This is a genomic window from Hydrocarboniphaga sp. FW305-C-57 (assembly GCF_058783045.1).
In genome coordinates this window covers 130,992-153,768 of sequence record NZ_JBYSYG010000009.1, presented here as the reverse complement: position 1 = coordinate 153,768, position 22,777 = coordinate 130,992, and the positions used below count along the sequence as shown (strand labels likewise).

General features: G+C 66.7%; 22 protein-coding genes. 16 read left to right on the top strand and 6 right to left on the bottom strand.

Annotation, left to right across the window (positions count from 1 at the left end; genetic code table 11):
• Nucleotides 1-77: 77 nt before the first annotated feature.
• From mreC to lipB, 8 genes are all read left to right on the top strand, one after another.
• The gene (gene mreC / locus AC3WUM_RS18040; protein WP_492411930.1) at nt 78-1,199 is read left to right on the top strand and encodes a rod shape-determining protein MreC; all 1,122 of its coding nucleotides are present in this window, start codon (nt 78-80) and stop codon (nt 1,197-1,199) included.
• Nucleotides 1,199-1,693, top strand: a complete 495-nt coding sequence (mreD, locus tag AC3WUM_RS18035) for a rod shape-determining protein MreD (RefSeq protein WP_492411928.1) — start codon at nt 1,199-1,201, stop codon at nt 1,691-1,693. Before mreC ends, mreD begins: the two co-directional genes overlap by 1 nt.
• Before the next feature lie 65 nt (nt 1,694-1,758).
• On the top strand, nt 1,759-3,780 hold the full coding sequence (gene mrdA, locus AC3WUM_RS18030; protein WP_492411926.1) for a penicillin-binding protein 2: 2,022 nt from the start codon (nt 1,759-1,761) through the stop codon (nt 3,778-3,780).
• On the top strand, nt 3,777-4,913 hold the full coding sequence (rodA, locus tag AC3WUM_RS18025; protein WP_492411924.1) for a rod shape-determining protein RodA: 1,137 nt from the start codon (nt 3,777-3,779) through the stop codon (nt 4,911-4,913). Before mrdA ends, rodA begins: the two co-directional genes overlap by 4 nt.
• Nucleotides 4,913-5,944, top strand: coding sequence for a lytic murein transglycosylase (locus AC3WUM_RS18020; RefSeq protein ID WP_492411922.1), 1,032 nt, complete (start codon nt 4,913-4,915; stop codon nt 5,942-5,944). The genes rodA and AC3WUM_RS18020 overlap by 1 nt, the downstream gene beginning before the upstream one ends.
• The gene (locus AC3WUM_RS18015; protein ID WP_492411920.1) at nt 5,944-6,840 is read left to right on the top strand and encodes a septal ring lytic transglycosylase RlpA family protein; all 897 of its coding nucleotides are present in this window, start codon (nt 5,944-5,946) and stop codon (nt 6,838-6,840) included. Before AC3WUM_RS18020 ends, AC3WUM_RS18015 begins: the two co-directional genes overlap by 1 nt.
• A 102-nt stretch (nt 6,841-6,942) precedes the next feature.
• A complete protein-coding gene (locus AC3WUM_RS18010) occupies nt 6,943-8,100 on the top strand; it encodes a D-alanyl-D-alanine carboxypeptidase family protein (protein WP_492411918.1) in 1,158 nt (385 codons plus the stop codon).
• Nucleotides 8,093-8,764 carry a lipoyl(octanoyl) transferase LipB gene (gene lipB, locus AC3WUM_RS18005; RefSeq protein ID WP_492411917.1) on the top strand — a complete coding sequence of 224 codons (672 nt, stop codon included), beginning with the start codon at nt 8,093-8,095 and terminating at the stop codon, nt 8,762-8,764. Before AC3WUM_RS18010 ends, lipB begins: the two co-directional genes overlap by 8 nt.
• 14 nt (nt 8,765-8,778) lie before the next feature.
• On the opposite strand, the gene AC3WUM_RS18000 is transcribed toward lipB, so the two are convergent.
• A complete protein-coding gene (locus AC3WUM_RS18000; RefSeq protein WP_492411916.1) occupies nt 8,779-9,021 on the bottom strand; it encodes a hypothetical protein in 243 nt (80 codons plus the stop codon).
• Between the two features lie 112 nt (nt 9,022-9,133).
• Here AC3WUM_RS18000 and AC3WUM_RS17995 point away from each other — a divergent pair, with 112 nt between their 5' ends.
• The 6 genes from AC3WUM_RS17995 to AC3WUM_RS17970 are packed head-to-tail and all read left to right on the top strand — an operon-like array spanning nt 9,134 to nt 13,044.
• A complete protein-coding gene (locus AC3WUM_RS17995; RefSeq protein ID WP_492411915.1) occupies nt 9,134-9,958 on the top strand; it encodes an ABC transporter ATP-binding protein in 825 nt (274 codons plus the stop codon).
• Nucleotides 9,955-10,722: a lipid asymmetry maintenance ABC transporter permease subunit MlaE gene (gene mlaE / locus AC3WUM_RS17990; RefSeq protein WP_492411914.1), complete on the top strand. Its 768-nt coding sequence runs from the start codon at nt 9,955-9,957 to the stop codon at nt 10,720-10,722. Before AC3WUM_RS17995 ends, mlaE begins: the two co-directional genes overlap by 4 nt.
• A 34-nt stretch (nt 10,723-10,756) precedes the next feature.
• Nucleotides 10,757-11,299 (top strand): outer membrane lipid asymmetry maintenance protein MlaD, encoded by a 543-nt coding sequence (gene mlaD, locus AC3WUM_RS17985; RefSeq protein WP_492411913.1) that lies wholly within the window; start codon nt 10,757-10,759, stop codon nt 11,297-11,299.
• On the top strand, nt 11,296-11,946 hold the full coding sequence (locus AC3WUM_RS17980; RefSeq protein ID WP_492411911.1) for an MlaC/ttg2D family ABC transporter substrate-binding protein: 651 nt from the start codon (nt 11,296-11,298) through the stop codon (nt 11,944-11,946). The genes mlaD and AC3WUM_RS17980 overlap by 4 nt, the downstream gene beginning before the upstream one ends.
• A complete protein-coding gene (locus tag AC3WUM_RS17975) occupies nt 11,946-12,203 on the top strand; it encodes an STAS domain-containing protein (RefSeq protein ID WP_492411909.1) in 258 nt (85 codons plus the stop codon). The genes AC3WUM_RS17980 and AC3WUM_RS17975 overlap by 1 nt, the downstream gene beginning before the upstream one ends.
• Nucleotides 12,204-12,237: 34 nt before the next feature.
• Nucleotides 12,238-13,044, top strand: coding sequence for an MlaA family lipoprotein (locus tag AC3WUM_RS17970; protein WP_492411907.1), 807 nt, complete (start codon nt 12,238-12,240; stop codon nt 13,042-13,044).
• Nucleotides 13,045-13,124: 80 nt separating this feature from the next.
• Here AC3WUM_RS17970 and purL read toward each other — a convergent pair whose 3' ends face one another.
• From purL to AC3WUM_RS17950, 4 genes are all read right to left on the bottom strand, one after another.
• Nucleotides 13,125-16,952 carry a phosphoribosylformylglycinamidine synthase gene (gene purL, locus AC3WUM_RS17965; protein WP_492412019.1) on the bottom strand — a complete coding sequence of 1,276 codons (3,828 nt, stop codon included), beginning with the start codon at nt 16,950-16,952 and terminating at the stop codon, nt 13,125-13,127.
• A 151-nt stretch (nt 16,953-17,103) separates the two neighbouring features.
• Nucleotides 17,104-17,880 (bottom strand): MBL fold metallo-hydrolase, encoded by a 777-nt coding sequence (locus AC3WUM_RS17960; RefSeq protein WP_492411905.1) that lies wholly within the window; start codon nt 17,878-17,880, stop codon nt 17,104-17,106.
• Nucleotides 17,877-18,212 carry a DUF1820 family protein gene (locus AC3WUM_RS17955; RefSeq protein ID WP_492411904.1) on the bottom strand — a complete coding sequence of 112 codons (336 nt, stop codon included), beginning with the start codon at nt 18,210-18,212 and terminating at the stop codon, nt 17,877-17,879. Before AC3WUM_RS17955 ends, AC3WUM_RS17960 begins: the two co-directional genes overlap by 4 nt.
• A gap of 72 nt (nt 18,213-18,284) precedes the next feature.
• On the bottom strand, nt 18,285-20,411 hold the full coding sequence (locus tag AC3WUM_RS17950) for a pilus assembly protein TadG-related protein (RefSeq protein ID WP_492411902.1): 2,127 nt from the start codon (nt 20,409-20,411) through the stop codon (nt 18,285-18,287).
• Between the two features lie 117 nt (nt 20,412-20,528).
• Here AC3WUM_RS17950 and AC3WUM_RS17945 point away from each other — a divergent pair, with 117 nt between their 5' ends.
• Nucleotides 20,529-21,350 (top strand): D-hexose-6-phosphate mutarotase, encoded by an 822-nt coding sequence (locus AC3WUM_RS17945; protein WP_492411900.1) that lies wholly within the window; start codon nt 20,529-20,531, stop codon nt 21,348-21,350.
• A 6-nt stretch (nt 21,351-21,356) separates the two neighbouring features.
• Nucleotides 21,357-21,818, top strand: a complete 462-nt coding sequence (locus AC3WUM_RS17940) for a flavodoxin family protein (RefSeq protein ID WP_492411898.1) — start codon at nt 21,357-21,359, stop codon at nt 21,816-21,818.
• A gap of 29 nt (nt 21,819-21,847) precedes the next feature.
• Here AC3WUM_RS17940 and AC3WUM_RS17935 read toward each other — a convergent pair whose 3' ends face one another.
• A complete protein-coding gene (locus AC3WUM_RS17935) occupies nt 21,848-22,738 on the bottom strand; it encodes a LysR family transcriptional regulator (protein WP_007185765.1) in 891 nt (296 codons plus the stop codon).
• Between the last annotated feature and the right edge of the window lie 39 nt (nt 22,739-22,777).

Here is a 22,777-nt window from a genome sequence, read left to right as displayed (position 1 = left end):
TTGCCATCGGCGGAAAGCTGCGACTATGCTGCGCGGCAGTTATTACTTGTTGTACAAAATTGCGGAAGGCGCGAGCTTTGAACACCCTGAGCGTCGACCATCGTGACCATCTGTTCCCTCGGGGACCGGGTCTGGGCCTGCGGGCCTTCGCGCTGCTGCTGATCTGCGGCGGGCTGATCTTCGCCGACTTCCAGACCGATCGCCTCGAATCGACCCGCGAAACCCTGGCCTGGGCGCTCGCGCCGCTGCTCTGGGTCGCCTCGACTCCGCAGCATCTGCAGGACGCCACGAGCTATTTCGACAGCCGCGAGCAGCTCGCCGAGGAAAACACCCGGCTGCGCAACCGCCAGCTCGAACTCGAAGCCCAGCTGCAGAAGTTCGATGCCCTCGAAACCGAGAATCGCCGCATCCGCGAGCTGCTCGCCTCGGCCAAGGCGCTGCAGGAGTCGGTGCTGATTACCGAGATCATCGCGGCCAACCAGGACCCGTACGCGCACCAGATCACGCTCAACAAGGGCGCCCGCGACCGCGTCTACCGCGGCCAGGCGCTGGTCGATGCGAGCGGCGTCATGGGGCAGATCGTGCAGGTCAACCCGACCACGTCGGTGGGCCTGCTGATCACCGATCCGGACCACGGCATTCCGGTCGAGAACAACCGCACCGGGCTGCAGACGATCGCGGTCGGCGTCGGCGATGGCCAGGCGCTGCGGCTGCCGTTTCTGCCCGGCAACGCGGACATCCAGAAAGGCGATCTGCTGGTGTCGTCGGCGCTCGGCGGCCGCTTCCCGGCCGGCTATCCGGTGGCCCGCGTCTACGAGGTCAAGCACAACCCCGGCGAGCACTTCAAAGAAGCGCTCGCCTACCCGACGGCCAAGCTCAACCAGGGCCGCCAGGCGCTGTTGGTCTGGAGCGAGAACCGCGAAACCGACAGCGAGACGCTCGTCACCTTGCCTGAAGCCGGCAAGGCCGAGCCGACCGCCCGCGAAAGCCTCGAGCCCGTTCCAGCCAAGCCGGCGCCGGCCAAACCCGAAACCGGCGCCACCGCCGCGCCGCAGCCTGCGTCGCCGCAGCAGGCGGCTCCTAGCACGACCAAGCGGGCAGCCCCGGCCACTGCGACGCCCGGCAAGCCCGCAGCGACGAACTCCGCACCTGCCCCTGCGCAACAGGACTCCAAGAAACCGGCGGCGAATCCGCGCTGATGACCAGCCGTACCGCTCCCCATCTGGGCTTCTGGATCAGCCTGCTGCTGGCCCTGATGCTGCAACTGGTCGGCTTGCCCGAGGGTATCGCCCCGTTCCGACCGCTGTGGATTCCGCTCGTGCTGTCGTACTGGGCCCTGTCCGAGCCGCGCGTTCCGGTGCTGCTCGCCGCGTTCTTGTTCGGCATCGTGCTCGACGTGCTGCTCAATGCGGTGTTCGGCCAGCATGCGCTGGGCTTCGTGCTGCTGACCTATCTGGTCATCAAGCTGCGCGGGCTGTTCGCCATGTTCCCGCTCTGGCAATCGACGGTCGGGCTGATTCCGCTGTGGGCGCTCTATGCCTTTTTGATGTTCTGGATCGACGGCGTCGCCCATCACCGCTCCGACCCGTGGCTGCGCTGGATGCCGGTGATCGCCACGACCATGTTCTGGCCGCTGATCTACGCGCTGATCGACGGTTACGTGCGGCGTCGCAACCGGCGCCAGGAAGAGTGAACCCGCTCGGGTTCGACACGGTCGATGCAGGCATCGTCTAAGCCATCGGTGACGGCACGGGGCACATGAGTCGTCACGACAAGATCAAGGATCTCTACCGCGAGAAGCAGACCTTCGGTGCGCGCACGCTGGTGGCCGCGATCGCCTGCCTGGCGATGGCCGCGCTGCTGCTGTTCCGGCTGTTCAACCTGCAGGTGCTGCAGCAGGACTACTACTCGACGCGCGCCGACCAGAACCGCATGCGGCTGTCCGCCGTCGCGCCGGTGCGCGGGCTCATCTACGACCGCAACGGCGCGGTGCTCGCGCAGAACACGCCGGCCTTCGTGCTCGAGATCGTGCCCGAGCAGATCACCGGCAAGCTCGACGACACGCTCAAGCGCCTGTCCAGACTCGTGCATCTCGACGACACCGAAATCGCCCGCTTCAAGGACCGCGTGCGCAAATCGCCGCGCTATCGCGGCGTGCCGCTGCGCACCAATCTTTCGCTGGAAGAAGTGGCCCGCTTCGAGGTCAACCGCTACGACTTCGACGGCGTCGACGTCACCGCCGGCCTCACGCGCAGCTACCCCTTGGCCGGCACCGCCGCGCACGTGGTCGGCTACGTCGGCGGCATCACCGAGGACGAGTACAAGAACGTTGCCGAAGCCTCGTATCGCGGGCTCTCGCAGATCGGCAAGGTCGGCATCGAGAAGTCGCACGAGAACGAGCTGCGCGGGGAACCGGGCGCCAAGGTCATCGAGGCCAACGCCTACGGCCGGCCGCTGCGCGAGCTCGACTACCAGCAGGGCACGCCGGGTCGCAACCTCGTGCTGTCGCTCGACGCCAAGGTGCAGCTGGTCGCCGAAACCGCGCTCGGCGACTACAACGGCGCAGTGATCGCGATCGACCCGCGCAACGGCGAGGTCATCGCGATGGTGTCCAAGCCGGGCTTCAACCCGCACCTGTTCGGCGAAGGCATCGACGCCAAGACCTACAAGGCGCTGCTGGCCGACCCGGCGCGGCCGCTCTACAACCGGGCGCTGCAGGGCACCTATCCGCCGGGCTCGACGATCAAGCCGTTCATGGCGCTGGCCGGGCTCGAATACGACGTCGTCGACGCCCATCACCACGAGTTCTGCGGCGGCCAGATGTCGCTGCCGAATTCCTCGCGCAAGTACCGCTGCTGGCGCCGTTCGGGACATGGCTCGCTCGACATGGCCGGGGCGGTCGCGCGCTCCTGCGACATCTATTTCTACAACGTCGCGATCAATCTGGGCATCGACCGCATCCACAGCTTCCTCGACCAGTTCGGGCTCGGGCGCTCGACCGAGATCGACCTGCCGCTCGAAAAAGGCGGCCTGCTGCCCTCGCGCGAGTGGAAGCAGCGCGTGCGAAAGGAAGGCTGGTATCCGGGCGAGACGCTCAACGTCGGCATCGGCCAGGGCTACATGACGGTGACGCCGATGCAGCTCGCGCAGATCACCGCGCGCATGGCGATGCGCGGCGGCGGCTTCAAGCCGCACTTGGTGCGCGCGATCCAGGACCCGATCACGCTCGAAACCCGCGAAATCACCCCCGAGCCGCTCGATCCGATCCTCAACAAGCACAAGGCCGATTGGGAAACCGTGGTCTACGCGATGCAGCAGGTCACCCAGACCCAGGGCGGAACCGGCTTCTCGGTGTTCAAGGACGCTCCGTACACGGTCGCCGGCAAGTCCGGATCGGCCCAGGTCGCCGGACTCAAGCAGGACGAGAAAGTGGCGCCGACGCAGGAATCGCTGCCGCTGCACCTGCGCGACCACGCGCTGTTCATCGCCTTCGCCCCGGCCGACAACCCGCAGATCGCGGTCGGCCTGATCGCCGAGCATGGCGGCCACGGAGCATCGGTGGCCGGCCCGGTGGCGCGGCAGATCATGGACCAGTACCTGCTCGGCGAAATCCGCTATCGTCCGCCGGGTTCCACGGCGGGCACGCCGACGCCAGCGGTCGCCGCGCCGCCGCTGCCCCCGGGCAGCGCGCCGTCGAATCCGGATGGCGAAGAGGAGGACGACATCGTCCCTCCGGCTCCCGCCGCACCCGCATCCGGCGCCAACCCGACCGTCCAATGAACCCCTTGCTGCAACCGCTGACCTCGTCGCGTCCGCCGCAGCCCGGCCTGTCGGAATGGTTCGGCCGCCTGCATATCGACCTGTGGCTCATGACGCTGCTGTGCGTCACCTCGCTGGTCGGGCTCGTGGTGCTGTATTCGGCCTCGGGGCATTCGATGCCGCAGGTCGTCAACCAGGCCGAGCGCCTGCTGCTCGGCATGGGCGTGATGGCGATCGCGGCGCAGGCGACACCCGAGATGTACCGCGCGATGGCGCCGTGGTTCTACGGCTTCTCGGCCCTGCTGCTGGTATTGACGCTGCTGCTCGGCGACCACGCCAAGGGCGCCCAGCGCTGGCTCGACTTCGGCTTCATCCGCTTCCAGCCGGCTGAGTTCATGAAGCTCGCGATGCCGCTCGCGGTGGCGAGCTTCCTGCACGGCCAGCCGCTGCCGCCGAGCGTCAAAACCATTGCGCTGACCCTGGTGATGATCGGCGTCCCGACCGGCCTGGTCGCGGTGCAGCCCGACCTGGGCACCAGCATGCTGATCCTCGCGGCGGGCGGCTTCGCGCTGTTCTTCGGCGGACTGGGCTATCGCTGGATCCTCGGCGCGATCGGCGCGATCGCGGCGGCGGCCCCGGTGCTGTGGACGCGCCTGCACGACTACCAGCGCCAGCGCGTGCTGACTTTCCTCGATCCCGAATCCGACCCGCTCGGCACCGGCTACCACATCACCCAGAGCAAGATCGCGATCGGCTCGGGCGGGTTGTTCGGCAAGGGCTGGCTCAATGGCACCCAGGCCAAGCTCGACTTCCTGCCCGAATCGCATACCGACTTCATCTTCGCGGTGTATTCCGAAGAGCTCGGCCTGATGGGCGTGATGTTCCTGCTCGGGCTGTATCTGGCCATCGTCGGTCGCGGGCTCTACATCGCGTTCCGCGCCCAGGACACCTTCCAGCGCCTGCTCGCCGGTGCGCTGTCGCTGACCTTCTTCGTCTACGTGTTCATCAACATGGGCATGGTCATCGGCCTGTTGCCCGTGGTGGGCGTTCCGCTGCCGCTGGTGAGCTATGGCGGCACCTCGATGGTGAGCATGCTGGCCGGCTTCGGTATGCTCATGTCCATACAAACCCATCGGAAACTACTCGCCAGCTGATGCGCAAGGGACTGCGTCGCCTCACTTTTTTCGTCGGCCTGACGATCACCTCGGGTGCCGGGGCCGATTATTCCGGCCATCCGCAGGCGGCACGCCTGCTGCAGCTGCTGTCGGCCCAGCATGGCTTTTCCGCTGCCGAACTCGCGCAGGTGCAGCAGGCGCTGGTCAGCGCGCAGACGATTCCGTCGCTGATCGAGGCCGAGCAGAAGGCGCCCGAGCGCACCGAGACCTGGAGCACCTACTCGACCAAGCGCGTCGACGCCCTGCGCATCAAGCGCGGGGCCCAGTTCATGCTTGACAACCGCGAGCTGCTCGCGCGCGCCGAGATGGAATACGGAGTTCCGCCCGGCGTGATCGCCGGCGTGCTCGGCCTGGAAACCAATTTCGGCCGCATCACCGGCGGCGCCCGCGTGCTCGACGCGCTGGCGACCCAGGGCTTCGATCACCCCACGCGCAGCGCCTTCTTCTTCTCCGAGCTGACCGAATACTTCGTGTTCTGCCGCGATTTCGGCTTTGCGCCCGAATCGCTCAAGGGCTCGTACGCCGGGGCGATGGGCTGGGCGCAGTTCATGCCGAGCAACTATCGCAAGCTCGCGGTCGACTTCGACGGTGACGGCAAGCGCGACCTCTGGAGCGCGGCCGACGCGATCGGCAGCATCGCGCGCTACTTCAACGACTATCGCCCGCAGCTGGCCTGGCGCCGCGGCGAGCCGTTGATCGTGCCGGCGACGATCAAGGGAACGCTGGCCGAGCGCATCGAGCGCAACGGCAAGAACGTCGCCTACTCGGTGCGCGAGCTGCAGCAGGCCGGAGTGATCCCGGCGGTCAAGCTGCCGGCCGACATGGCCGTGGGCCTGCTCGAGCTGCAGCTCGATCCGGCTGGCTCGGCGAACAAGGAATACTGGATCGCCCTGCCCAACTTCTACTCGGTCATGACCTACAACCCGCGCGTGTTCTACGCCATGACCGTGAGCCAGCTGGCGCGCGCGATGACGGCCGAGGCCGCGCGGCTCGATCAGCAGAGCCCGTGATGCCGCCTTTCGCCTTCCCAAGCGCCCTGCGAAACCTGTTGCTGCTGCTGAGCGTGCTCGCGCTCGCCGCCTGCGCTCCGGGTCCGACGCGCAAGACCCCGCGCCCTGCGCCTTCCAAGTCGCGCGTGGTGCCAGCCGAGCCGGCGGCTCCGCCGATCCTCGTCGACGGTCCGCCCGCCAAGGCCGACATTCCGCCGAACCTCTCCGAACTGCCCGACGCGGTTCCGCAGCCCGAACCCAAGAGCCGCTACGGCAATCCCGAGAGTTACGAAGTCTTCGGCGAAACCTATCGCCCGCTCGAATCGGCGCGCGGCTTCCGCGAAATGGGCTTGGCCTCGTGGTACGGACGCAAGTTCCAGGGCCGCAAGACCAGCAGCGGCGAACCCTTCGACATGTTCAAGATGACGGCGGCGCACAAGACGCTGCCGCTGCCGACCTACGCCCGCGTGACCAACCTGACCAACGGCAAGAGCGTGGTCGTGCGCATCAACGATCGCGGGCCGTTCCACAAGGAGCGCGTGATCGACCTGTCCTACGCGGCCGCGACCAAGCTCGATCTGCTCGGCGGCCCGGCGATGGTCGAGCTCGAGGCGATCGTGCCCGGCGAGCCGCTGCCACCGCCGGTCGGAACCCTCGAAGAACTCGCCCAGCCGCCGCCGGCCGGCGCCTCGAACTATCTGCAGGTCGGCGCCTATTCCGATCCGGTCAACGCCAACGCCCTGCTCAAGGAGATCCACAAGATCGGCTTCAAGAACGCCGAGGTCCGCGAGGGGGTCTTCCATGGCGCGCCGATCCACCGCGTGATCGTCGGGCCGTTCGCCGACGAGGCCAGGCTCAAGGCCGCCAAGGGCAGGCTCGGATCGGGCGGTTTCGCCTCGATCCCGGTTCACTACTGAGGCTTGCGTTAAAATTTCGAAACGCCGGCGACGCCTCGCCGCACATCCGAGCGCTTAAAGCCTAGGTTCAAGCGCCTCTCTCCCCCTCACACGCCCGGATCAATGAAGAAACTCCTCCTCGCCGCCGCCCTGCTGTCCACTCCGCTGTGTGCCTACGCGCAGCTCGACAAGATTCCCGAACCGCCGACCATCGACGCCAAGTCCTACGCGGTCATAGACTACGCGAGCGGCGACCTGCTGGTGGCCAACGAGCCCGACGCGCGCGTCGAGCCGGCGAGCATCACCAAGGTCATGACGACCTACGTCGCCTTCGACGAGATCAAGAAGGGCCGCCTGCATTACGACGACGAGGCGCTGATCAGCGAGAAGGCCTGGAAGCAGGGCATCGACAGCTCCGAATCGCGCATGTTTCTCGACGTCGGCAGCCGCGTGAAGATCATCGACCTGCTGCGCGGCATCATCATCGCGAGCGGCAACGACGCGAGCATCGCGCTGTCGGAGCACATCGCCGGCAGCGAGTCGGCCTTCGCCGAGCTCATGAACCAGTACGCGGCCAAGCTCGGCCTCAAGAACAGCCACTTCGTCGACGCCAGCGGCCTGCCCGACCCCGATCACTACACCACCGCGCGCGATCTCGCCCTGCTCGGCCGCGCGCTGATCCGCGACTTTCCCGAGGACTACAAGATCTACTCGGAGCGCGAGTTCAAGTACAAGATCGCCAAGCCGCAGCCCAACCGCAACGGCCTGCTCAACAAGGACCCGAGTGTCGACGGCATCAAGACCGGCCACACCAATGCCGCGGGCTACTGCCTGCTGTCATCGGCCAACCGCAACGGCCGCCGCCTGATCGTCGCGGTGATGGGCGCCAAGACCTGGGCCTACCGCGAGCAGGCCAGCCTCGAGCTGCTCAACTACGGCTACCGCTTCTTCGAAACTGCGACTCTGCTCGGCCCGAACAACCCGATCAGCACGGTGACGGCCTACAAGGGCACCGAAGACAGCGTGCCGGTCGGCACGCTGCAGCCGGTCTCGCTGAGCCTGCCGCGTGGCGCCAAGGAGCGCATCCAGATGCAGCCGCAGATCACCGCCCAGGCCATCGCCCCGATCGCGCCGGGCGCGGTCGTCGGCAGCATCGCCATCAGCCTCGACGGCAAGCTGATCCGCACCGAGCCGCTGGTCGCGCTCAAGGCGGTGCCCGAAGGCGGTCTGTTCACGCGCCTGATCGATTCGATCCGCCTGTGGTGGGCGGGGGGTGCCTGAGATCGCCGGCATCGAAGTCCCGGCGCCGCTGATCCGGCGCCTGGACGGGCTCTCGGAATACGAGAGCACGGTGCAGGCGATGCGCGCCTTCACCGAATCGCGCACGCCCGAAACGCCCGACGAGCTCTGGGTACTCGAACACCCGCCGGTGTTCACGCAGGGCCAGTCCGGCCGCGACGAACACCTGCTCGCGCCGGGCGAGATCCCGGTGGTCCGCAGCAACCGCGGCGGCCAGGCCACCTATCACGGCCCCGGCCAGATCGTCGTCTACGTGCTGGTCGACCTGCATCGCCTCGGCTACGGCGTGCGTTCACTGGTCGAGCGCATCGAGGCCGCGGTGATCGCCACGCTCGCGCGCTACGGCATCCAGGCTTACGGCGATCCGGATGCGCGCGGGGTTTACGTCGACGTCGGCGGCGTGCGATCGAAGATCGCCTCGCTGGGCCTGCGCGTGAGCCGCGGCCGCAGCTATCACGGGCTCGCGCTCAACACCGACATGGACCTGGAGCCGTTCACCCGCATCGATCCCTGTGGATACAAGGGACTGCGCGTGACTCAGATACGCGAACTCGGCGGGCCCGGTATCGACGAGGTGCGCCGCGACCTGACCGACAGCCTGATCGCCGAACTCGCCTCAACGCGCCCCGAGCCGGCCCAAAGCTAAGTGGCCGCTCAGTTTCAGGGCAGCATGATCGGCGCGATCGCGCTTCCCGGAAGCTTGCCCGCATCGAAGCTGTCGGCGCAGCGCGGCGGATGCCCTTCGGATTGCGGACCGGCCGCCTGCACGTTGCGTGTGAGCTTGCAGGCCGGAGGCCGATCGGCCTTGGCGACCGTCTCCTCGCGTGGCCGGGCTGCGCAGGCGGTCAGGGTCAGCGAGAGCAGGCACACGCTGGTCGCCATGAGGCGTATGGCGTCATTCATTGGGAGCGTTTCTCACGTGCAAGCGGTAATCCACCTACAATACGCCGCTTGACGGGCCAGCGTGACCGACCAGTGACCGCGACCGCCCACGGTTTCGAAACCTAAGAACGCGATGAACTCGACTACAGCTCCAACCGATGTGCTGGTGCGTTGCCGTGGCGTGCACTTCAAGCAAGGTAGCCGCGTGATCTATCAAGGGATCGACGTGGACATCGCGCGCGGCAAGGTGACCGCCATCCTCGGTCCGTCCGGCACCGGCAAGACCACCTTGTTGAGGCTCATCGGCGGCCAGTGGCGCCCGAGCGCCGGCACCGTCGAGTTCGACGGCACCGACGTGCACAAGCTCGGCCGTCGCGATCTCTACACGCTGCGCAAGCGCATGGGCCTGCTGTTCCAGAACGGCGCGCTGCTGACCGATCTGACCGTGTTCGAGAACGTGGCCTACCCGCTGCAGGAACACACCCAGTTGCCGGCCTCGATGATCCGCGACCTCGTGCTCATGAAGCTGCAGGCCGTCGGCCTGCGCGGGGCGCGCGACCTGTATCCGGACCAGCTCTCGGGCGGCATGTCACGCCGCGCCGCGCTCGCGCGCGCCATCGCGCTCGATCCCGACATGGTCATGTACGACGAGCCGTTCACGGGCCAGGACCCGATCAGCATGGGCGTGCTGATCCGCCTGATCCGCACTCTCAACGAATCGCTCGGGCTGACCTCGGTGGTGGTCTCGCACGACATCAACGAAGTGCTCTCGATCGCCGACTACGCCTACGTGGTATCGGGCGGCAAGGTGCTCGGCCAGGGCACGCCCGACCAGATCCGCGCTTCGGATTCGGCTTTCGTGCAGCAGTTCCTCAAGGGCGAGCCCGACGGTCCGATCGCCTTCCAGTACAAGACTGCGGCGAGCTATGCCGACGACCTGATCGGAGGCCGCCGATGAGCAAGCTGTTCCACGTCATCTCGGAGTTTTTCGCCGGGCTCGGGCGTTCGATGTTCTTCCTGTTCTCGGTGCTCGTTTCGCTGCCGAAATCGCTGCTCAAGCCGGGCCTGATCACACGCCAGCTCTACATGCTCGGCGTGCTCTCGCTGATCATCATCGTGATCTCGGGCGTGTTCATCGGCATGGTGCTCGCGCTGCAGGGCTATCGCACCTTGTCGCGCTTCGGTGCTTCGGAATCGCTCGGCGTGTTCGTCGCGCTGGTGGTGATTCGCGAACTCGGCCCCGTGGTGACCGCGCTGCTGTTCGCGGGCCGCGCGGGCTCCTCGCTGGCCGCCGAACTGGGCCTCATGCGCGCCACCGACCAGCTGTCGGCGATGGAGATGATGGCGATCGACCCGATCGAGCGCATCGTCGCCCCGCGCTTCCTGGCCGGGCTCATCGCGCTGCCGCTGCTGACGATGATCTTCGAGGTCATGGCGATCGGCGTCGCCGGCGGCCATGCGATCGGCGTCGAGCTGCTCGGCGTCGACGCGGGCAGCTACTGGTCGGCGATCCGTGGCTCAGTCGAGGTCAAGGACATCTGGCAGAGCCTGCTCAAGACCGTGGTGTTCGGCTTCACGGTGAGCTGGATCGCGGTCTATCAGGGTTACACGGCCGCGCCGAACGCCGAAGGCGTTTCGCGGGCCACGACTTCGACGGTGGTGGTGTCCTCGCTGGCGATCCTGGCGCTGAACTTCATCCTCACCGCATTCATGTTCAATTAACAACCGCATCCCTAGCGTAGCGAAGGAAAGCTTCATGCAATCAAGAGCGCTCGAAATCGTCGTCGGTTTCTTCGTCTGCCTCGGCGTGGCGGCCGTGTTCGTCATGACCTTCCGCGTCGCCAGCCTCGACACCGTCGGCAATGGCGATTCGGTCTACCGGGTCACCGCAACCTTCGACAACATCGGCGGTCTGAAACCGGGTGCCGCGGTGACCATGGCCGGTGTGAAGATCGGCCGGGTCCGCGAGATCAAGATCAACCCGCAGACCTTCCAGGCCGACGTCGCCATCGACATTTCGCAGACTTACAACAACATCCCCGAAGACTCGAACGTCAAGATTCTGACCGCCGGCCTGCTCGGCGAGCAGTACCTCGGCTTCGAACCCGGTGGTTCCGAGGACGTGCTCAAGCAGGGCAGCAAGGTTCAGCTGACGCAGAGCGCGCTGGTGCTCGAAAACCTGATCGGCCAGTTCCTGGCCAACCAGGCCGGGCCCAAGGACGACAAGCTCGCGGACGCCATCGGCAAACTCGCGGATTCCATCAAGCCGGGCACCGCGCCCGCAGGAGCCAAACCATGAAACGCCTCTTTCCCCGAATGTCCCTGCTGTTCTCGGCCGCCTCGATCGCCGTTGCCACAGTCGCGGCCGTCGCCGCGCCGGTTGCGCCGGATGAGGTCATCAAGACCGCGCAGGGAACGCTGCAGGCCGACATCTCGCAGAACAAGGCCAAGTACCAGGCCGACAAGCCCGCGTTCTACCAGATGGTGGATTCGCGCGTGACGCAGTATTTCGACACCAAGTACATCGCCCAGACGATCCTTGCGCAGAACTACCGGACGGCCACGCCCGATCAGCGCACGCGTTTCGAATCCGCGTTCAAGAAGATGCTGATCAACTCCTACGCCGACGCGCTGCTGCAATACGCCGACAGCGTGAAGGCCGAGATCCAGCCGGCCAAGATCGCCGACGGCGCCGACCGCGCCACCGTCAACACCAAGCTGATCCGCCCCGACGCGCCGCCCGTGGCGGTGGCCTTCGACATGCGCCAGAAGCCGGCCGGGTCCGACTGGAAGGTCGTCGACATCAAGGTCGAGAACATTTCGCTGGTCACCAATTTCCGCAGCCAGGTCGCCGCGCAGGTCAAGGCCTCGAGCCTCGACGCGGTGATCCAGAAGCTCGAATCCGGCCAGCAGGTCGTTGCGCCGCCGGAAGGGGCCAAGCCCTGATGTCGACCGCGGTCATCGACGGCGAGCTGAGCCTGGGCTCGATGCCCAAGCAGCTCGGCAATCTGCCAAAGCTGCAGGGCACTACCATCGACATGAGCCGTTGCCCGCGCATCGACAGCGCGGGCGCGGCTTTTCTGCTCGAGCTCGCGCGCCGCAACACCCGGGGCGGGCAGAAGCTCGAGGTCATCAACGCCAACGAACAAGCACGCGGTCTGCTGCGCTTCTTCGAGCTCGACGAGGTTTTCGCGATCGTCTGACCGCGACGCGTTTTGGGGGGATTCGATGCAAAGCATGCTGCAAGGGACTGCGCGCCGGCTCGCGGCGCTGATGCTCGCGACGCTCGCGCTGACGGGTTGCGCGCATTCGCCCACCTACGATCCGTCCGATCCGCTCGAGCGCATCAACCGGCCGATCTTCACGTTCAACCAGAAGGCTGACAAGTACGTGCTGCGCCCGGTGGCGGTCGGCTACACCAAGGTGCTGCCGGCGACCGCGCGCAAGGGCGTCAGCAACTTCTTCGACAACCTGTTCTACCCGACGACCATCGTCAACGACCTGCTGCAGGCCAAGTTCAAGCAGACTGGCAAGGACACGCTGCGCTTCGTGCTCAACACCACGATCGGCCTCGCGGGTTTGATCGACGTGGCGACCGGCCAGGGCCTGCCGCGCAACAACGAGGATCTCGGCCAGACCTTCGGGCGCTGGGGCGTGGGCCAGGGCTGGTATCTGATGTTGCCGCTGCTCGGGCCGACCACCAATCGCGATCTGGTCGGCCGCGTCGGCGACAACTGGACCGAGATTCTGCAATACGTCGACAACGTAACCTGGCCCGAGCGCATCGCGCTGACCGGCGTCAATTTCGTCGACAGCCGCTCCAAGCTGCTCGGAGCCGACAACATGATCAACGAGCAGCTCGACCCTTACGTCTTTTTCCGCACCGCTTATCTCGAACGCCGCCGCGCGCTGGTGTTCGACGGCAATCCGCCGCCCGAGGACATGGATTTCGAAGACGAGGACGAGGAGCCGGCTGCCGTGACCGACGCGCCTCCGGCGACCGAACCCGCGGCCGCGGGCCCCGCCCAGCCGCCGGCACCCTAGGCGCAGCGCCGCCGATCGGCGCCCGTCACCCAACAAAAAGCCGGCTCAGCGCCGGCTTTTCGCTGTCCGCGAGGCGAAGCTCAGCCAACCCACTTGCGTGCGTTCTGGAACATGCGGAACCACGGCGTCTTGCCCGCGAAGGCCTGCGGCCACCACGAGCCCGTCACGCCGTGGATCGTGCGCTCGGCGTGCGGCATCAGGATCGTCACGCGGCCGTCGTCGTTGCAGACCGAGGTGATGCCTTCGGGCGAGCCGTTCGGATTGAACGGATACGTCGTCGCCACCCGGCCGTGGTTGTCGAGGTAGCGCATCGCCAGCTGTCCGGCCGCTTTGAGCTTGCGCAGATCGTTCTCGGCGTCGAACACCGCGCGGCCCTCGCCATGCGCGACCGCGATCGGCAGCCTCGAGCCGGCCATGCCGTCGAACAGCACGGATTTGCTTTCGAGCACTTCGACGAGCGACCAGCGCGCCTCGAACTGCTCGCTGCGGTTGCGCCGGAACGCCGGCCAGGCCGCGGCGCCCGGCACGATGTCCTTGAGCGCGGCGAACATCTGGCAGCCGTTGCAGACGCCGAGCGCGAACTTGCGCGGATCGGCCAGAAAGCGCGCGAACTCGTCGCGGCCGCGCTGCGAGAACAGGATGGTCTTGGCCCAGCCCTGGCCGGCGCCGAGCACGTCGCCGTAAGAGAAGCCGCCGCAGGCCGCCAGGCCCGTGAAGCCATCGAGCGAGACGCGGCCTTCGAGCACGTCGGACATGTGCACGTCGACGGATTCGAAGCCGGCCGCGTTGAACGCGTAGGCCATCTCGATGTGCCCGTTGACGCCCTGCTCGCGCAGGATCGCGACCTTGGGCTTCGCCGTGAACACCGCTGGAGCGGCATCGATATCGAAGCTCAGCGACATCGACAGGCCCGGATCGCTAGTCTCGCCGATCGCGTCGAATTCCTCGCGCACGCAATCGGGGTTGTCGCGCAGCAGGGCGATGCGATGGCTCGTCTCGGCCCAGAGCTTGTGCAGCTCGCTGCGCTTGGCCGACAGCAGCGGCTCGCCGTTGCGCGTGAAGTTCAGCGTGTCGCTCGCTTCAACCGGACCGATGTCGGTGATCGCGACGCCGGCCGCCTTGCCGCGACGCACGATGGCTTCGGCGTCGGCTTCGCGCACCTGCAGCACCCAGCCGAGTTCCTCGCTGAACAACGCGGCTGCGGCTTCGCCGAAACCGAGATCGGCCGTGAAGCCGCAATGCCCCGCGAAGGCCATCTCGGCGAGCGTGACGAACAGGCCGCCGTCCGAGCGGTCGTGCAGCGCCAGGATCTGGCCCTTGCCGTTCAAGTACTGGATCAGGTCGAACGCGGTGATGAGCTGCTCGGGATGATCGAGATCGGGCGGCGTCTGGCCGACCTGGCCATAGACCTGCGCGAGCGCCGAGCCGCCGAGGCGGTTCTTGCGGTTGCCGAGGTCGATCAGCAGCAGGCGCGTCGCACCGGCATCGGTGCGCAGCTGCGGCGTGAGCGTCTTGCGCACGTCGGCCACCGGCGCGAAGGCCGAGATGATCGCGGACACTGGCGCGGCCTGCGTCTGCGGCTTGCCGTCCTCGCTCCAAACCGCCTTCATCGACAGCGAATCCTTGCCGACCGGAATCGCGATCCCGAGCGCCGGGCACAGTTCCTGACCGATCGCCTTCACGGCGTCGAACAGGCGCGCATCTTCGTCGCCCTGGCCGCAGGCGGCCATCCAGTTCGCGGACAGGCGCACGTCGGAAAGCTGCGCGATGTGGGCCGAAGCGATGTTGGTGATCGCCTCGCCGACCGCCATGCGCGAGGACGCGGCGGCGTCGAGCAGCGCGAGCAGCGGGCGCTCGCCCATCGCCATCGCCTCGCCCGTGGTCGCTTCGAAACCGGTCGCGGTGACCGCGCAATCGGCGACCGGCACCTGCCAGGGGCCGACCATCTGGTCGCGCACGGTCAGGCCGCCGACCGTGCGGTCGCCGATCGTGATCAGGAACTGCTTCGAGGCGATGCCCGGCAGCTGCAGCAGGCGGCGCGCGGCTTCGTTCAAGTCGAGATTGGCGGTCGCGAGCGGCTCGGTGACCGGCTGCTCGCGGCGCGAGCTGCGCTGCATGCGCGGCGGCTTACCGAGCAGCACGGGCATCGGCATGTCGACCGGCGGCTGGCCGCTCAGCGCGTCTTCGACGACGAGCTGGCGGCGCGCGGTCGCGGTGCCGACGACCGCGTACGGGCAACGCTCGCGTTCGCAGGCCTTGGCGAGCATCTCGAGGCCTTCGGGCTTGAGCGCGATGACGTAGCGCTCTTGCGACTCGTTGCACCAGATTTCCATCGGCGACAGCGACGGATCGGCCGCGAGCACGTCGCGCAGCTGGAACAGCCCGCCGCGATCGTCCGCGTGCACGAGTTCGGGCAGCGCGTTGCTGATACCACCGGCGCCGACGTCGTGGATCGACAGGATCGGATTGTCGTCGCCGAGCGCCCAGCAGGCGTCGATGACCTCCTGGCAGCGGCGTTCGAGTTCGGGATTGGCGCGCTGCACGGAGGCGAAGTCGAGCGCCTCGTGGCTGCTGCCGGTGGCCATCGAACTCGCGGCACCGCCGCCGAGACCGATCAGCATCGCCGGGCCGCCGAGTACGATCAGCGGAGCGCCCTCGACCACTTCGCGCTTCTGCACGTGCTGCGCGCGGATGTTGCCGTAGCCGCCCGCGATCATGATCGGCTTGTGATAGCCGCGATTGCGGCCGTCGGGCGTGATCGCCTCGAAGCTGCGGAAGTAGCCGTTGAGGTTCGGGCGACCGAATTCGTTGTTGTACGCGGCCGCGCCGAGCGGGGCCTCGATCATGATGTCGAGCGCCGAAGCCATGCGCGTCGGTCGCGACAGCGGCGCTTCCCAGGGCTGATCAAAGCCTGGAATGCGCAGGTTGGCGACCGTGAAGCCGGCGAGGCCAGCCTTGGGCCGCGAACCGGTGCCGGTCGCCGCCTCGTCGCGAATCTCGCCACCCGCGCCAGTCGCCGCGCCCGGATGCGGCGAAATGCCCGTCGGGTGGTTGTGCGTCTCCACCTTCATGAGCATGTGCACGGGCTCGTCGTGCCCGCGATAGACGTGATCGGCGTCGGCGAACAGGCGCATCGCCGTATGGCCTTCGACGACCGCCGAGTTGTCGCTGTACGCGGACAGCACACCGCCCGGCGTCGCCGCATGCGTCATGCGGATCATCTGGAACAGCGAATGCGGCTGGGTTTCGCCGTCGACCGTGAATTCGGCGTTGAAGATCTTGTGCCGGCAGTGCTCCGAGTTCACCTGCGCGAACATCATCAGTTCGGCGTCGGTCGGATTCTTGCCGGCTTCGGTGTAGTGCTTGGCCAGGTAGGCGATTTCGTCGGCCGACAGCGCCAGACCCCATTCGCCGTTGGCGATTTCGAGCGCCCTGGCGCCCTGCGCGAGCACGTCGACCGTGCGCAGCGGGCGGCGCTCGGGCACGTCGAAGACGTGTTGCAGCGCCTGCGCGCTGTCGAGCACCGATTCGGTCATCGGATCGTGCAGGACTTTCAGCGCGGCGGCCGGCAGTTCGGCGATGCCTTCGAAAAGATAGGCACGCCCGCGCTCGATGCGCCGCACGCCGGAAAGGCCGCAGACGCGCGCGATGTCGGTGGCCTTCGAGGCCCAGGGCGATAGCGTGCCGACGCGCGGAACGACGAAGCGCGTGAGCCTGGAGGCCGGAAACGAATCAGGGCCCGGGCCGACGAGCTGGCGCAGCTCGGCGAGCGGCGCGTCGTCGGCATCGACGAGATAGAAGTCCAGCACCTGCAAGCCGCTCAGCGCGGGCAGTTGCGGACGCAGATCGTCGAGCAGGCGGTTGAGACGGAAGGAAGAAAGGCTGGCGGTGCCGGGCAGCACGAGCAAGGGCATCGTCGATCCTGCGCAGAAGAGGCGCTTGAAAGAAGGGCGCTATTGTCTCATGCCGACCGCGCTTTGGCAGGCGCCAGGTCAATTCGCGCCAATCGAGACGAGAGCGGCCCCTCGCCGGCATGCCGTAGCAGGACTTGGCAGATCGCTAAATCAACTGCCGCCAATCGAGGCCGCCATCCTGGGCTGCGCAGACGATCCAGTCGGCCGACTGCTGCATCGCCTCGCAGGCCGCGGCGAGCGCGAGCTCGGGCGTATTGTTGGTTTCCGACAGGTGCGTGAGCACGAGATGCTGCAGGCGCGAGCAGTCGATGCTGCGCAGCAGCTCGGCCGACTGGCCGTTGTTGAGGTGCCCGCGCGAGCCGCCGACGCGCTGCTTGAGGCTGTATGGATACGGGCCCGACGTCAGGCTGTGCAGGTCGTGATTGCATTCGAGCATCAGCCCATCGCAGCCACTGAGCACTTCGCGCATGTGCGCGGTCACGTGGCCGGCGTCGGACAGGATGCCGAGCCTAAGCCCGGCGTGGCCCAGCACGTACTGGCAGGGTTCGCGCGCGTCATGCGGCACCGGGTAGGGCTGGACCTCGATCGCCCCGATCGAGAAGCCCTGGTGCGGATTGATGATCCGTACCGCCTCGACATTCGAGTCCTTCCAGGCCAGCGATGTGCCCGTGGTCAGATACACCGTGATCCCGTAGCGACGGGCCAGCCGGCCGACGCCACCGAGGTGATCGCCATGCTCGTGGGTGGCGAGAATGCCGGCTAGCGAGGCGGCTTCGATGCCAAGGCGTTCGAGCCGGGCCTCGGTCTCGCGCAGCTGGAAGCCGCAATCGATCAGCAGGCGCGTTCCGCCAGCTTCGACGAGCGTGCCGTTGCCTCTGCTGCCCGAGCCGAGCGAAGCGAATCGCAGCCCCGAAGCGCTCACTTCTTGGAGTGGTCCTGGTTCATGTACAGCGGAAACGGCGTGACCTTGGAATCGCCGCTTGCGCCGGCGACGATGCGCGCCGGGCCCTGCTTGCTGACTTCGTCGATGCGGATCACCGCATGCAGCGGAACGTAGAAGCGCTCGACGTTCTCGAATTCGGCCTTGAGCTTCTCCTCACCCGGATCGACGACGACCGTCGTGCGCTCACCGAAAACGAGTTTCTCCACCTCGACGAAGCCTGGCATGCCGCCATGGCTGACCTGCTTCGCGTAGACCTCGTAGACCTGGCCCTGGTTGTGGAAGCTGACGCGGTAAAGGCGGGAGACGGTCATGCGAGCTGTGACAATTCATTGAACGAAGGCGGCGCAATTATTGTGCGGCTGCCCTCATCCCGCAAGGCAAGCTCATTCGGCAGGAAGGCAGGCCCTTGGCCCGGTCGAGTTCGGCAGGCAGTTGGTCACGGTCGCGGGGGTATCGATGGCTACGGCGCGCATGAAGCGAGTCGCGGAGCCCACTTCGATGCCGAGAGAAGCCAGCAGCGGCTCGATGATCGAGTCGAGCAGGCTGCCGACCACATCGACGAGCAGCGGCTCCAGCGTGTTGACGAGCGTGGTCGTAACACTGTTGACCAGGGTGCCAAGAATCGAGCTCAAGGCGCTCAACAAACCTGGCGGGTTGTTTGGATCGGTAGTGACCGTGATGCCCCCAGCAAGCGTATGCAGTGTTGAGTCGAGCGCCGATTCGAGCAGGTTCGTTGAAGAGATAGTCTGCGGATTGGCGGCCACACCGGGGGCGGGCGGCAGTCCATCGGCCATCCAGGCTCGCGTGGTGCCTGCGGGCAAATCGCCCAGACGAGTGAAGTCGACGACATCGTCGAGCGGCCGCAAAGCTGGATTGCCGACCACGATCGGGCTCTGTTTCACAGCGTTGACCTTGAGCGACAGCGATCCAAGCGGAATGAACAACACGCTCACCGGCCCCAGATGCACGCCGGTGATAGCTGCCGTGTCGGCGAGTGTCGTGGATTGGGCAGTCCCGATATTGCCGCTGAAACTGCCGACCTGTACTGAAGCGACGCCGGTTGACGCGCTGGTTCTCGCCACGGGGAACCCACCGTTGATTGAAGCGACCGGACAACCGATCTCATCTAGATAGGCCGTTGCAGGATCGACGTTGAGGTCGATACCGAGCTTGACCGGATCGACGCTGAAAGTGCCGAGCGAGGTTCCCAGCAGCCCAAGCAGCGCGTTCAAGAAATCCAGCAATCCATTGAGCCCCGAGACGATGTCACTGACGGTGTTGACCTGCAAACGCACGAGCAGTCTGATCTGCGCGGTACTCGCGGAGGTGGACCCTGGAGCACCCAGAACGGAAACTCGCGGGGGTTCGAGAATCTGCAGGTAGACACGCAGATCGATACCCAACAACGAGTACAGCGAAACCGGAAGCACGATCGGGGTAATCGCACCGCTTGGATCGGCATGCGTCGCCATGCCAAGCGCGATTATCAGATCGAGCAGATTGATCGCGGGCACCGCGGCGCCGACCGCCTGCACGGTATCGCCGAGCACGTTGACGAGCGGAATCGGCGTGGTATTGCCGGAGGCGGCACTGCCGAGCTGATTCAGCAATCCCGTCACCGTGCCGCTGGTGCCGCCGACGATGACCTGGTTTACGAGCGGACTCAGGCCATTGAGCACACCCGGCAAGGTCGTCGAGGTGTTGAGCAGACTGGAGAGGTCCTGTACGTCGACACCGACGGCGGTCGCGAGCATGCCGATGCTCACGTTGGTGCGCGCAAGCCCTTGGTAGTCGAGCGCATTGAGGTTGAGATTGATGCCCGTCGCATTCAGCAGCGGCGGCAGCAGGAAATTCAGGAACGTGATGTTGCTCGAATCGAGCGAAAGCAGGCCCGAACCCACGCCGATGCTGCCGAGCACGGCCTGGCGCGCGGTGGAGGATGCTCGAAGCGTCGCTCCGTTGCCGGACACGAAAGAGGAAATGAACGAAGCCGGAGCCGGCCGCGACAGATTGACACGCACCGAATCGACGAGCGGATCGTCTTCGTTGAGCGGAACGAATACGCGTACGCCGTCGCCAGAACGCGTCTTGATTCTTCCCACCTCGATCGCCGGAGTTCCGTTGACACCCGTCAGCCAGTTCGCCGATCCACCATTGGCCACGACGATCGCCTGGACGCGATTGAACAGGTCATCGGCACCGACGCGAATCCCGTCGCCAGCCGTGCACCCGCTCGCGATCTGAGCTGCCGATACCGCGGCGAGCGTCGCCGTTTTCTGCAGATTGCGCTGAGTGAAGTACAGGCGGCCGACATCGATCGCGATGAAAGTGGCCATGATGAACGCCACGATCGAAACCCCCACCCAGATCGCGACCGCGCCGCGCTGCAACCGGCGGCGATCGAACCTTGGCTTGAATCTCTGGTGGCTTGTGGCGTGCTTCCTGCCCATGACATCTCCCCGACCCGCGCTCGTGACGACCGTGCCGCTTCGGCAGGCGCCGCTCGGCAAGCTTATTTCAGTCCAGCGTCCGCGACGCGTTCGGCGGTTTCCGACGATCGGTTCAGCTCGGTCGGCCAACGGCCCGGGCTTGAGCGCGTCATCGCGGCTGCCTCACTATCCGGGCTTATGAACGCCCTCCTCTCCCGTACACCGATCGTCCTGGCGCACGCCTCCGGCGCCAGCGCCTCCATCGATCCTCAGGGCGCGCACGTGCTGAGCTGGAGTCCCGTGGCCGGTGACGAGCGCCTGTTCCTGAGCGATCGCTCGATCTTCGAGGACGGTGTCGCCATTCGCGGCGGCGTGCCGGTGATCTTTCCGCAGTTCGCGGGCGAAGGGCCGCTGCCCAAGCACGGCTTCGCGCGCAACCGGCGCTGGCAGCTGATCGAGCAGCAGGCGCGTGCGGCGCGCTGGCAGCTGCAAGCCGACGCGCAGACGCTCGCGCTCTGGCCGCATCGCTTCGCCTGCGAGCTCGTCGTCACGCTCGCCGAGCGCGAGCTGCTGATCGAGCTCAATGTCGAGAACACCGACTCGCAGCCGCAGACCTTCACCGCCGCGCTGCACAGTTACCTGCGCGTCGGCGAGATCGCCGATGCGCGCATCGAAGGCTTGCAGGGTCTGCGCTATCGCGACTCCACCCAGGGCACGCGCGAGTTCGACGAGGCCGCCGCGAGCATGGCGATCGTCGGTGAAGTCGATCGCATCTATTTCGACGCCCCGCCGGGCCTGCGGCTGCGCGAAGGCGCCCGGCAGCTGCGCATCGAGCAGAGCGGCTTCGTCGATACCGTGGTCTGGAACCCCGGAGCCGAGCGTGGCGCCGCCCTCGCCGACCTGGAGCCCGATGGCTTCCGCCGCATGCTCTGCATCGAAGCGGCCACGGTCGGACGCCCCGTGACGCTGCAGCCCGGCCAACGCTGGAGCGGCTCGCAGCGCCTCGTCGCCGAGCGCTGAACGCGCATGAGGCAGCGCCTGCTGCTCGTCTACAGCACCCAGACCGGGCGCACGCGCCAGCTCGTCGACGCCGCCATCGAAGGCGCCTCCGAGCTCGCGGACGAGGTGGAGATCGAACTGCGTCCGGCGCTGGAGGCCGGCGTCGACGACCTCATGGCCTGCGCGGGCCTGCTGATCGGCACGCCCGAGAACTTCGGCTACATGAGCGGCGCGGTGAAGGATTTCCTCGACCGCACCTACTACCCCTGCGAGGGCAAGCGCATCGGCCTGCCCTACGCGCTGCTCGTCAGCGCGGGCAACGACGGCAGCGGCGCGGTACGCGCGATCGAGCGCATCGCCACCGGTTACGGCTGGAATGCGGTGGCGCCCCCGCTGATCGCGGTCGGCGAGCCGACCGCAGACCAGCTCGCGCGGGCGCGCGAGATCGGTCAGCTGATGGCAGCGGGGCTCAGCTGCGGGATTTTTTGAGAACCGATCGGATCGCCGACGGCGATGGCTTAAGGCGTCGGCCCCGGCGACCAGACTTCGCGCACGAGATTGACCATCGCGCGGATGATCGGGTCTTCCTCGCGCTCCTTGGCGTAGATGAAGCGCAGCTGCGTCGGCAGGCGCACGTCGCCCCAGAGCATGATCTCGCCGGTGCGCGCGCGTTCGAGCGCCTTTTCCTCGCGCATGAGCGCAACGCCGACGCCCGAGATCGCGAGCGAGCTGATCACCGCCTCGTGATCGGCCTCGACCACGCGCGACGGCTTGAGCCCGTGGCGCTTGAACAGGCCGCGGATCATCTCGTTGTGCGCGCTGATCGGCGGCGGAATGACCCAAGGCTGGGCCGCGAGCTCTTCGAAACTGCCCTTGACGAGGCGATCCTTCCAGCCGCTCGGCACGACGACGCGGAAGATCACTTCGCGCAAGGTCACCGAGGCGACATCGGAATGCGCGAGTTCGCCGTAATAGAAGCTCGCGTCGAGCCCGCCGTCGCGCACCATCTCGAAGGCTTCGCCGGTCACCACGTGGTGGAATTCGATCTCCACGAGCGGATAGCGGCGCACGGTGGCGCTCATGAACGGGGCCACGCGGATGAAGTCCGGGTCCGATACCGTGCCGACGCGCACGATGCCACCGATCTCGCCCTTGATCGCGCGCGCCTCGTTGCGCATGGCCTGCGCGGCGGACAGGACTTTCTCGGCCAGCGGCAGCAGGCGCCGGCCCGCCGCGGTGAGCACCATGCCCGCGGGCGTGCGCTCGAACAGGGCGACGGAAAAGGTATCCTCCAGCGCCCTGATCTGCGCAGAGAGCGCAGGCTGGCTGATGTGCAGCTTCTCAGCAGCACGCGTGAGGTGGCGCATCTCGGCGACGGCCACGAAGCTTCTGAGCTGATACAACTCCATAATGATTCTTTTCGAACGCTTAAATCTTTAATCGCCGCA

Excerpts from the sequence above, each read along its gene's own strand:
- mreD (WP_492411928.1), top strand. The coding sequence starts at position 1,199 with ATGACCAGCCGTACCGCTCCCCATCTGGGCTTCTGGATCAGCCTGCTG.
- mrdA (WP_492411926.1), top strand. The coding sequence starts at position 1,759 with ATGAGTCGTCACGACAAGATCAAGGATCTCTACCGCGAGAAGCAGACC.
- rodA (WP_492411924.1), top strand. The coding sequence starts at position 3,777 with ATGAACCCCTTGCTGCAACCGCTGACCTCGTCGCGTCCGCCGCAGCCC.
- AC3WUM_RS18020 (WP_492411922.1), top strand. The coding sequence starts at position 4,913 with ATGCGCAAGGGACTGCGTCGCCTCACTTTTTTCGTCGGCCTGACGATC.
- AC3WUM_RS18015 (WP_492411920.1), top strand. The coding sequence starts at position 5,944 with ATGCCGCCTTTCGCCTTCCCAAGCGCCCTGCGAAACCTGTTGCTGCTG.
- AC3WUM_RS18010 (WP_492411918.1), top strand. The coding sequence starts at position 6,943 with ATGAAGAAACTCCTCCTCGCCGCCGCCCTGCTGTCCACTCCGCTGTGT.
- AC3WUM_RS18000 (WP_492411916.1), bottom strand. The coding sequence starts at position 9,021 with ATGAATGACGCCATACGCCTCATGGCGACCAGCGTGTGCCTGCTCTCG.
- AC3WUM_RS17995 (WP_492411915.1), top strand. The coding sequence starts at position 9,134 with ATGAACTCGACTACAGCTCCAACCGATGTGCTGGTGCGTTGCCGTGGC.
- mlaE (WP_492411914.1), top strand. The coding sequence starts at position 9,955 with ATGAGCAAGCTGTTCCACGTCATCTCGGAGTTTTTCGCCGGGCTCGGG.
- mlaD (WP_492411913.1), top strand. The coding sequence starts at position 10,757 with ATGCAATCAAGAGCGCTCGAAATCGTCGTCGGTTTCTTCGTCTGCCTC.
- AC3WUM_RS17980 (WP_492411911.1), top strand. The coding sequence starts at position 11,296 with ATGAAACGCCTCTTTCCCCGAATGTCCCTGCTGTTCTCGGCCGCCTCG.
- AC3WUM_RS17975 (WP_492411909.1), top strand. The coding sequence starts at position 11,946 with ATGTCGACCGCGGTCATCGACGGCGAGCTGAGCCTGGGCTCGATGCCC.
- AC3WUM_RS17970 (WP_492411907.1), top strand. The coding sequence starts at position 12,238 with ATGCTGCAAGGGACTGCGCGCCGGCTCGCGGCGCTGATGCTCGCGACG.
- AC3WUM_RS17955 (WP_492411904.1), bottom strand. The coding sequence starts at position 18,212 with ATGACCGTCTCCCGCCTTTACCGCGTCAGCTTCCACAACCAGGGCCAG.
- AC3WUM_RS17945 (WP_492411900.1), top strand. The coding sequence starts at position 20,529 with ATGAACGCCCTCCTCTCCCGTACACCGATCGTCCTGGCGCACGCCTCC.
- AC3WUM_RS17940 (WP_492411898.1), top strand. The coding sequence starts at position 21,357 with ATGAGGCAGCGCCTGCTGCTCGTCTACAGCACCCAGACCGGGCGCACG.
- AC3WUM_RS17935 (WP_007185765.1), bottom strand. The coding sequence starts at position 22,738 with ATGGAGTTGTATCAGCTCAGAAGCTTCGTGGCCGTCGCCGAGATGCGC.